Consider the following 9,568-nt stretch of genomic DNA (forward strand, 5'->3'; position numbering starts at 1 on the left):
ATGTGGTCTCGATGCTAGGCAGTGCTATGGGCGGTGGCTTCTTAAATAATTCAATTGAAACAATTCGCCAGGCTGTAGAAGATAAGTTCTTCAGCAATTTAAAATTGGCTCAGGCAGTTTATCAGCCTATCAACGACGACGGTACGCTAACGTTCACGTCTGGGACCGGTGGTCATCCAGCTCAAGCATCCGGAGCGATTATCGGTAATCAGGCGATCAATACCATGGTCATTGGGCTAGCGATTGAACTGGCACCAGCAATTCGGGTCAATGCGGTCGCTCCAACCTGGACGCCAACAGGACTATGGAGGCAATTATCGGAGCAGGAACTTAAGGTTCAAACAAAACAGGTGGCAGATTCGACGCCACTAAAGCGGGTTGCATCACCGACAGATGTGGCATCAGCTTATGTTTATTTGATGACTAATCATGTTATTACCGGTCAAGTGATCAATGTTGATGGCGGAGTATCTGTAAGCTAATTATAAGGTATGAAACAATGGAACCATACAACCAAGTATGATTCCATTGTTTTTTCATTGAAAAAAATCGCAATAAATTGTTCTCAAATATTAACTCCACTATCGCTCATTTCGCCATTATTTAATTTTAGTATTGAAATTTATTTAAGTTGGTTTTAGAATGTACATACATATTTAAACCTGAGGTGATTAAATGGCAATTAATCGACCAACATTCATGAATAATTGTATCTACTTTACCGCCAGTCATTTATTTCGTGAACTTGAGCGACTGGCTAGTGAAAGTTTTGCTCCAACAAGTATGGCGCCAGCTTACACATACATTATGTTAATGATTAACGCAAATGATGGACTGACCATGACGGAGTTAGCAGATGCATTCGATTATGAGCAATCAACACTTTCACGAATGGTGCAAAAACTTGTGTCACGAGGCTGGATTGAAAAAAAGCGTCGTGGTCATCAAATTCACTTATATATCACGACAAGTGCTGTAGATATTTTACCCGTGATGGAAAATGCACTCAATCAATTTCGTACGCTTAGCGATGAGATGATGGGTGGACGTGCAGAAAAGCTACACGCTTCTCATGCAATGCTAACCGCTACTGAGCGAGCACAGACACATCTCGCTATTGAAAAATGAGGTCATTAATTATGATGAAAAGAAGTCGATTTTGGTATAGTGCAATTTTATTCATTGGATTTTTGGTATTGCTGGTGTCTTCTGGAGTCAGAGCTTTTCCATCTACATTAGTTTTGCCGTGGCAACAGGATTTTGGCTGGAGTCGTGGTGGTATTTCTGCGGTAATTGCTACAGGAACACTATTATTTGGCTTAATTGGGCCATTTTCTGCCGCCTTTCTGCAGCGATATGGTGCACGACGAATTGGTTGCGTAGCCTTGCTTATCCTAGCATTGGTTACCTTTGCTTTACCTTTTATGAAGACGATCTGGCAAGCTGAGATCTTAGTGGGATTGATCTCTGGAACCATGACTGGAGCGGTGGCAGATGTTTACGGCATCTATATCGCTAACAACTGGTTTAGTAAAAATCGTGGGCTTGTGTTGGGACTATTTACTGCCAGCTCGTCCGTTGGTCAATTAATTGTATTGCCCATTCTTGCGGGAATGATCGACACTCAAGGGTGGCACCAAACTGCATTAGCTGTGGCTGTTTTTATTGTCGTTGTCTTATTAATGATCTTTTTGTTGATGCGTGACTATCCTCATCAAGTCGGGCTGTCACCATTTGGTAGTCGTGTTCAGGTGACGCCTGTTTATCCAAAAATAAATGTCCAAGCTGTCTTATTACAACCCTTGCAAGCGTTGCGCAATGCTGCAAAAAGTAACGTGTTTTGGCTATTAGCACTACCGTTTTTTGTTTGCGGTGCGTCTACATCTGGCTTAATTGGTGTCCATTTTATCGCGGCTGGTCATGACTATGGTATGTCAGAAGTAAAAGTATCCAATATCATGGCATTGATGGGAATATTTGATATTATTGGTTCGCTGATCGCTGGACTCTTAACGGAAAAATTTGATTCACGCTATATTCTAATGACCATGTATGGGTTAAGAGGGTTAGATTTATTTTTATTGCCCATTGCGTTAACACAAGGGGGTACGTTATTAATTTTTTATGCAATAATATTTGGATTTAGTTGGAATGCAACCGTATCACCAACCATTAAATTAATTGCGGACAATTTTGGTATCGAAAAATCCGGAATGCTTTTTGGCTGGGTATTTGTCCTTCACCAGATTGGTGGTGCCTTAATGGCTTACACCAGTGGCGCGATGCATGATATGGTGCATAATTATGTGATTGCTTTTGGTATGGCTGGTGTCATTTGTCTCGTAGCAGCTTTGATGGTTATTATTGTACCCAAACCTACTAAGTAGAAAAATAACTTATTTTATGAACAGTTCTATCGCCCAACTGATTAATTACAGCATTCATCCTTCTTCAGTATCCAATCTTTCTTTGATCCACTGCTGGACTTTTTCATCTTCTTCTTTTGCAAGCAATTTTTCTAGGGATTGCACGACTTGTGCACGCATGTCGGGTTCGAGTCGATCCCACATTTGCTGAAGTGCCCAAGTGACTGTGCGACGAATTGCCGGACGCGGATCTTCCTGCAGCACGCGAAGAAGTTCCGGTGCGGCGTTAACCTCTTTGTAATTGCCGAGTGCGATAATCGCATTGCGCTGGATCGGCTTTTTTCCCCTCCAGGAACCGGACAGTTCGCCGAAGGTTTCTTTGAAATCTCTATTGGACAATGAAAGCAGTGGTATAAGTAGCGGACGTGCAAGCTCAGGATCCGCCTCCATCTCCTCATGAAAATGGCTGTCCACATCACGATTGTACGGACAGACTTGCTGACATGTGTCGCAGCCATAGAGTCTGTTGCCGATCGCTTTTTTATATGGCTCGGGCAGTTCCTGCTTCGTCTGCGTGAGAAAGGCGATGCATTTATGGCTATTGAGCTGTCCGCCCTGAACGAGTGCTCCGGTTGGGCAGTGGTCGATGCAAATGGTGCAGTCGCCGCATAGGTCGGTGGCCGGCTTGTCCGGAGGAAACGGGATATTGGTGAGCATTTCGCCCAGATAAACATACGATCCGAACTCTTTCGTAATTAGGTTGGTGCTTTTTCCTGCCCAGCCAATACCTGCACGTTCAGCCACTGCCCGATCAGATAGTTCCCCGGTGTCAACCATGCTTTTAAATTGGGCACCGGGAATCGTATCGACCAGAAATTTGCCAAGCTGTTCCATGCGGTCACGAAGAATCGTATGGTAGTCCTGTCCCCATGAGACCCTGGCAAAAGCGCCACGACGTTGTCCTTTCGTATTTGTCGGACGCTCAGCCATTCGCTTCGGATACGCCATGGCGATCGAGACAATCGACTGCACCCCGTCCATGAGCAGAGATGGCTCGGTTCTCTTCTCAATATCCTTCTCCTCGAACCCGGACTGATAGCCAAGTTCTCGCTGTTGATAGAGTCGCGCCTTTAATTCAGTGAAGGGATCAGCCGTCGTGAAGCCAATCTTATCCACGCCTATCTCCTTACTATATGTGATCAACTGTTCTTTTAGTTTTTGAAAATCTGTCATTGCTTATTAAATCCCTTCATTAATCATGATATCAGCATGATTGCGGTAAAAAGAATCATGGGCGTCCGTACTAAATGGCACAAGATGAATGATTAACAACGGATGATCTTGTAGCATTGTCCTTTATTGATTGAGCATATTACTAGTTCCCGAAATGATGACAATTTGATACATGTTAAATCATCTTAAAATATACCATAAATAAATTAGATTTTTAGTATAAACTCAATGAGCCCAACTTAGTTCCGGAGGTAAGCCTTGATATAATTGGGCTGTCTTTCCGTGATCTGATTTTTGATCACCTAATTAACAAACCGATGAATCTAGTGGTGTTGAACAATCATCTCTATTTTTGATCTGGGAAAGTTGAGATGAAAATAATAGGAGGGTACCTCAAAAGTCTATGGACTGTGAGACACCCTCCTAATAGAAAATCGGCAATAGATTTCATTTACTGATTAATGGCCATTTTTGGCATCTAAGCTACTCATTGAAGCAGTGCCAGCACTTCTTCAGTCGTTCGCACTTTACCGATTCGTGGGAAAATATGAGTGATACAGTGGTTATGTTCTTCCTTAGTTGACGCAGTCATCGCATCTTCAACAAAGATTTGCTGATAGCCGCGCGCATACGCTTCCCGCGCTGTGGTATCAACGCCAATACCTGTTGAAATGCCACATAGTATAAGGGTATCAATACCGCGGCGACGCAGCTGCAAGTCCAGATCGGTACCATAAAAGGCGCCCCATTGCCGTTTGGTTATTCGATAAGTAGTTTGAAATGCATCCAACTCAGGTACATAGTGATCCCATCCGTCAGGGAATTCCAGCGTGGATTGGTTTGAATCCGTTTGTGGAACAAACCAATCCTTTCCATCAAAAGAAGAGACCCTAACAAGCACAACAAAGGCGCCATTTTTCGTAAACGTTTTAACAAGTTCCGTCGTCTTTTCAACAACTTGTGCACCGGTGTAAGGTGTACGTTGACTGTTCACAATCCCATTCTGCAGGTCAATAATTACTAATGCTGTCTTCTCTTTATTCATTTTCATCGCTCCTCCATCCTCTGTGTGGCGCATACTTGGTCTGTGCAACGATTTGCCGGTAGACGCGCCAATACACCCATAGTCCATTCAAAAGCAGTAGTACTGCTGTGGAAAAAAATACTGCACGAATACTTAACCATGCGGCAATCTGGCCCCCAAAGACAGATCCACTGAAAACACCTAAATACATGGCAGACATGCTAAAACCGAATACGCGTCCTGCAAGCGCAGTCGGTGTAATTTTCCGAATCAAAATATTCACTGAAGGCATTAACCCGCCGGCCGTAAGACCGAACAGAAATCGAAGCGTAATGAATTGCCATGGCGCAGTGACAAAGCCTTGGGGGATAAAAAGCAGACCTGCCGTAAAAAGTGCAATCACCATGACCTTATGTGCGCCAATTCGATCGGACAACTTTCCCAAGCGAGGCGCAGCTATAATATTCGCGAGTCCTGAAGCTGAAAAAGCTAGTCCGGACAACAGTGCGAGATGACTACTGTTTGTCAGATGTCCCATGAACACAGTCACAATCGGCTCAACTGAATATAAGGCGATGGTTAAGATAAATGCGGTTACAAACAGGGTAACGGTCAAACTTTTTTCTGGGATTTGATACCAAATCTCCTTGGCGTGACGTACGTTTTGATTTGTGCGCTGAAACGACTCCTTGACGAAGAAAAGAGTCGTCAAAAAGGAGAACAGCATCAGTGCACCGGTCATAAAAAATACATTTTGCAAGCCAAAATGCTCGCTCAGAAACCCACCGATGAGTGGACCGAGAAGGGCACCGGCTATATTGGCTGTAGAGAGGGTGCCAAGCGCCCACCCGGCATGTTCTTGATCCGTTTGGGTAGCGATCAGCGTCGTACAAGCTGTGCTGTATCCCGTGATTACACCTTGCAAAAGGCGCAGCCCAATCAGTACCGCGACATTGGGCGCAAACCCCATGCAGCCGATTACGATGGCCATACCTAGGCTGGCACGAAGCAGCATTGGCTTTCGACCAAATTTATCTGCAACCGATCCCCAGACTGGTGAGAATAGCGCAGACAAAATAAAGGTAATGCCAAAAGCAATGCCAGATAATTGAGTGACCGCTGTTTCATGATCAATACCAAGATGTCTAATGTACAGCGGAAGTATCGGTGCAATTTGGCTCATTCCAATTCCGGTTGCAAACATGCCAAACCAGCACACCATTAAATTTCTTTTCCAAATTGGCATGATCCAAGCCCCCAAGATTCAAAGATAATGAACAATCACACCTCATAGCTTAATCATGGATTAGGGGCTGATCCATGGTTGATTCTATTATCCATGGACATTATTGCTGTAATATTCAAGTGGGCTTAAGCCTTCCGACTTTTTAAATAGCCGACTAAAATAAAATTCATCAACAAAGCCTAGCAGATGAGCAATTTCCTTGATCCTGTGATCTCCTTCTAGGAGTAGCTCCTTCGCTTTATCAATTTTCATCTGGTTAAAATAAGAAATAACGGAGTAACCGGTGCTTTCTTTAAAGATCCTTGTAAGGTAGGTTGGTGATAATTGGATGAGCTCGGATAGCTCATTCAAGGTAATATGCTTTGATAAATTTTTTTGCATATAGTCGACTATTTTCTCCACTTTCAGTGAACTTGCGAAATTTCGATTTTGTTTCCTGACATTGTCTGCGATGGCTAGAAACAGTTGCTGCAGCAATGTTCGTGCGGCAAAGAGATATCCGGGCTTTTTTTCACTCCAGCAAGCAGTCAAACGCCGAAATAACGCTTCTACCTCGTAGGAATCGATTAATTCTTTTCCTGTTTTCTTCATTAATTTTTTCGTGCACTCATGGGTTGTCCACTGATTTTGATTCCATTCCACTTCCGCACAGCTAAAATGAACCGATAAAAAACCACCTTGTCCCGCTTTAACCTCAAATGTATGATGGAGTCCTGGATTGATGTAGCAAAGCATGCCTTTTCTAATTGAATAATTACGCTTATTAATGGTCATGGTTCCGGAACCGCCGGTGAAAAGAATGAGTTCGTGGTGGGACAATGTACGGTTAATTTTTCGCGGGAGATGTTCCTTACTGTCAAACGATCTACTTTTACAATAATGAATATGGAAAAAAAGTTGGTTAGACAACATGACTTCACCAGCTTTCTAAATTATCTACCTACGCGCGTTGATTTGTTATTTTTTTAGGTTGATCAACAAAAGTCATACCGATTTGGAAATGGGATCCAGGATGCTGATGTCTGTGCCAAATTTACACATGGCATCACAGTCGCATTGCAAGTCGGAGAATAAAAGATAGGACATGACGGACTTTAAGGATTGCTCTTTAACGAATGATGGGCGCATTAATTGGGCTTTGATTTCTTTTTCACGTTTGTCTGGCGCAACCAGAAAAAGTCTGCATGTTTGATTCACGGACAGCGAGAGATCATAGAGCCGGAGAATGCCTGAATAAATGGAGGTGCTCTTTTCCACTTCAAATCCGCTGACAATCTCATCATTCTGATTCAGCCAGAGCACGTCGATAAGTGATACGGTATCAAAAACGCTTTTACTGAGACCAGAGAGTGGCAGGGCGGGAAGCGAGTATTCGCCGAGTTTTTTACCATTATATTCTCTCTTGTGGTCGTTTTGAGCGATCCACACGTGATAACCTAGTGCCCGTCCCAATCTTGCCAAATGATATTGCATTTCACTGTGCGTCTTTTCTTCAATTTGGTCATCAAGGACTTGATGATGTCTTTTTTTCACTACTTTTAAACGTTTCTCGTTTTCCGCAGCTAGAACCGCTTCAGCATTCTCGGGCAGGATCAACCGGCTCGAGCCAATCTCAAACAGTAAACCAGCGAAAGCACCTAAGTCTTTGGACAAGCCGGACTGTTGATTTGTCGCCAGGATATCTTCTCTCATTTCAAGATAAGCGATCCAGGAACCGAGCTTGAGCTTCTTATGAAAGAGTGTATTGAACCCGCGAACAATTGCCGTATTGAAAGGCGGGAACAAGGTGGGGTGAAGAAAGTAAATAATATTGGCAACCGCCGGGCCTAAGCCTTTAATTTTTAATTGATCCAGTTTCACGATCTCGTCAAAAACCTGCTTTTCATTTTTTGCATGCAGACAGGCATTAAGAAATCTTCCAAAAGCCAGTTGGTTTACACGATTCTCATAAATATCGGGAATGCGTAGTTTTGGTTTCCAGAAAAAGGGATGTGCTGCGCCTTCGAAAACTTGTTTTTGTTCCGATATTGCGGTAACCACAGTCTCCAAACTGGATCCCTTGAAATCATTGCCAAAGGATCCTGCCTCTATTTCACTAATGACCTTTTTAAGCCCCTTCCTGATTGTGCGGAAAGCCTTTAATCGATCCTCATTGTTCATAAACCAAGTATGATAGACGGATTCTCGATCTTCTATGTATGCTCCGATGAGTTTGTCTAGTTCTTTATGAGCCAATGTGTTTCCCCCCATTAATAGCTATGATTCTATTATAGCCGAATGATGTCTATAAAAAGGACGTCATTATTTTGTAATTATATTGTTAGTACAATAGGTCATATTGTGTCACATTGAGTTGTTATGATTGACTATACGTTTTAGGTGGGCCTTTCACTTGAAACGACGACAACAGAGAAAATGCTGAAGGGGAAAAGGATCATTGAATCGAAAATACATACATACTGCAATGACAGTGGGATTGGTGCTTTCATTAACCATAGGTTTTCACGCGAATGATGTTAAAGCAGCATCGGAAAAACGGCTCTCTGAAAATCAACACCAACAAGATGTGGTCATAAAACGACTTAAAGTATCGGGTCATCAAGTGAAAAAGATCAAAGCGGCGGTGGATACCAAGCAAGAAAAACTTGCCGAAAGCCGTGAAAAATCGAAGTGGATGAAGAAAGAAATTAACCGGCTGAACAAACAAATCGATCACAGAAATCAAGTATTGAAAAAACGGATTCGATCGATGTATCTCAATGAAGGCTCGGCAAACTATCTTGATGTTCTGCTCGGTTCAGAAAGCTTCGGCAATTTTATTGATCGGCTATTCGCTTTAAAAACAATCTCGGAAAATGATCAAAACATGCTCAATGATCAAAAGAAAGACAAGGCGGACCGAGCGGCGAACCAACAGGCGTTGATCGAGGAACAAAGTCAGCTGAAGAATGGCTTGGTAGAATTAAAGGATCTAGAAACTGAACTTACTAAAAAAGTAGGGGATCAACGCAGGCAATTGGAATTATTGAAAAAAGAAGCATCGAAAATAAAAGAAAAAGAAATGAAAAAAGACGAGCAAAAAGAAATTGCGGAAGCCCAAACGCATTTAATAAATAATCAATCAACCGAACTTGAACACCTGTCGGATAGTAAAGCCGATTTCATTAAACCGGCTGAAGGCTATATCTCTTCAGGTTTCGGCAAACGCTCCTTTGACAACAGTTTTCATCCGGGCATCGATATCGCCAATAGCAAGGGGACACCGGTAAAAGCTGCTGCTGACGGCGTTGTTTTTAGAGCCTATCATTCGTCCAGTTACGGAAACACGGTCATGATTTCGCATAAGATCAATGGACATTTATTCACGACTGTTTACGCACACTTAAACAGTTATCATGTCTCTGCAGGAGAACATGTGATTAAGGGTCAAAATATTGGTGGGATGGGCAATACAGGCGAGTCCTTTGGCTCACATCTTCATTTCGAATTGTATGACGGACAATGGAATCCGCCACCGCATCAAGGCGCCATCGATCCAATGCGTTATATTCAGTAAAAGGATTTTGAAACTGAGGCTGTTTGTAAGGCTCATCTGAGTAAAAAGTCATTTTCCCTATAAGTAGTATTCCGGCAAATAGTATTCAAGACCTAAATGATTAAAACAAACGTTTGATTAAGGCTGTTGATTATTTTCAGCCC

9 protein-coding genes are annotated in these 9,568 nt (G+C 42.8%); 4 read left to right on the forward strand and 5 right to left on the reverse strand.

Annotation, left to right across the window (positions count from 1 at the left end):
* The first annotated feature begins 2 nt into the window (after nucleotides 1-2).
* From NIE32_RS13275 to NIE32_RS13285, 3 genes are all read left to right on the forward strand, one after another.
* Nucleotides 3-482, forward strand: a complete 480-nt coding sequence (locus NIE32_RS13275) for an SDR family oxidoreductase (RefSeq protein WP_435594237.1) — start codon at nucleotides 3-5, stop codon at nucleotides 480-482.
* A 193-nt stretch (nucleotides 483-675) separates the two neighbouring features.
* Entirely contained in the window at nucleotides 676-1,128 is a 453-nt protein-coding gene (locus NIE32_RS13280; RefSeq protein ID WP_253077373.1) for a MarR family winged helix-turn-helix transcriptional regulator, read from the forward strand.
* Between the two features lie 11 nt (nucleotides 1,129-1,139).
* Nucleotides 1,140-2,387 carry an MFS transporter gene (locus NIE32_RS13285; RefSeq protein WP_253077374.1) on the forward strand — a complete coding sequence of 416 codons (1,248 nt, stop codon included), beginning with the start codon at nucleotides 1,140-1,142 and terminating at the stop codon, nucleotides 2,385-2,387.
* Nucleotides 2,388-2,441: 54 nt separating this feature from the next.
* Here NIE32_RS13285 and queG read toward each other — a convergent pair whose 3' ends face one another.
* From queG to NIE32_RS13310, 5 genes are all read right to left on the reverse strand, one after another.
* Complete coding sequence (gene queG / locus NIE32_RS13290; protein WP_253077375.1) at nucleotides 2,442-3,599, reverse strand: tRNA epoxyqueuosine(34) reductase QueG; 1,158 nt, start codon at nucleotides 3,597-3,599, stop codon at nucleotides 2,442-2,444.
* Between the two features lie 487 nt (nucleotides 3,600-4,086).
* Nucleotides 4,087-4,644, reverse strand: a complete 558-nt coding sequence (locus NIE32_RS13295) for a hydrolase (protein WP_381452911.1) — start codon at nucleotides 4,642-4,644, stop codon at nucleotides 4,087-4,089.
* Nucleotides 4,637-5,869 carry a multidrug efflux MFS transporter gene (locus tag NIE32_RS13300; protein WP_253077377.1) on the reverse strand — a complete coding sequence of 411 codons (1,233 nt, stop codon included), beginning with the start codon at nucleotides 5,867-5,869 and terminating at the stop codon, nucleotides 4,637-4,639. The genes NIE32_RS13295 and NIE32_RS13300 overlap by 8 nt, the downstream gene beginning before the upstream one ends.
* A gap of 87 nt (nucleotides 5,870-5,956) precedes the next feature.
* Nucleotides 5,957-6,781, reverse strand: a complete 825-nt coding sequence (locus NIE32_RS13305; RefSeq protein ID WP_253077378.1) for an AraC family transcriptional regulator — start codon at nucleotides 6,779-6,781, stop codon at nucleotides 5,957-5,959.
* Between the two features lie 72 nt (nucleotides 6,782-6,853).
* The gene (locus tag NIE32_RS13310; protein ID WP_253077379.1) at nucleotides 6,854-8,104 is read right to left on the reverse strand and encodes a type II restriction enzyme NmeDI-related protein; all 1,251 of its coding nucleotides are present in this window, start codon (nucleotides 8,102-8,104) and stop codon (nucleotides 6,854-6,856) included.
* 202 nt (nucleotides 8,105-8,306) lie between these two features.
* Here NIE32_RS13310 and NIE32_RS13315 point away from each other — a divergent pair, with 202 nt between their 5' ends.
* Entirely contained in the window at nucleotides 8,307-9,425 is a 1,119-nt protein-coding gene (locus tag NIE32_RS13315) for a murein hydrolase activator EnvC family protein (protein ID WP_253077380.1), read from the forward strand.
* The last annotated feature ends 143 nt before the right edge of the window (nucleotides 9,426-9,568 follow it).

It is taken from the genome of Sporolactobacillus kofuensis (genome assembly GCF_024125425.1).
Lineage (GTDB): Bacteria > Bacillota > Bacilli > Bacillales > Sporolactobacillaceae > Sporolactobacillus > Sporolactobacillus kofuensis.

Coding starts and splice junctions, on each gene's coding strand:
- NIE32_RS13280 (WP_253077373.1), top strand. CDS start 676: ATGGCAATTAATCGACCAACATTCATGAATAATTGTATCTACTTTACC.
- NIE32_RS13285 (WP_253077374.1), top strand. CDS start 1,140: ATGATGAAAAGAAGTCGATTTTGGTATAGTGCAATTTTATTCATTGGA.
- NIE32_RS13295 (WP_381452911.1), bottom strand. CDS start 4,644: ATGAATAAAGAGAAGACAGCATTAGTAATTATTGACCTGCAGAATGGG.
- NIE32_RS13305 (WP_253077378.1), bottom strand. CDS start 6,781: ATGTTGTCTAACCAACTTTTTTTCCATATTCATTATTGTAAAAGTAGA.
- NIE32_RS13300 (WP_253077377.1), bottom strand. CDS start 5,869: ATGCCAATTTGGAAAAGAAATTTAATGGTGTGCTGGTTTGGCATGTTT.
- queG (WP_253077375.1), bottom strand. CDS start 3,599: ATGACAGATTTTCAAAAACTAAAAGAACAGTTGATCACATATAGTAAG.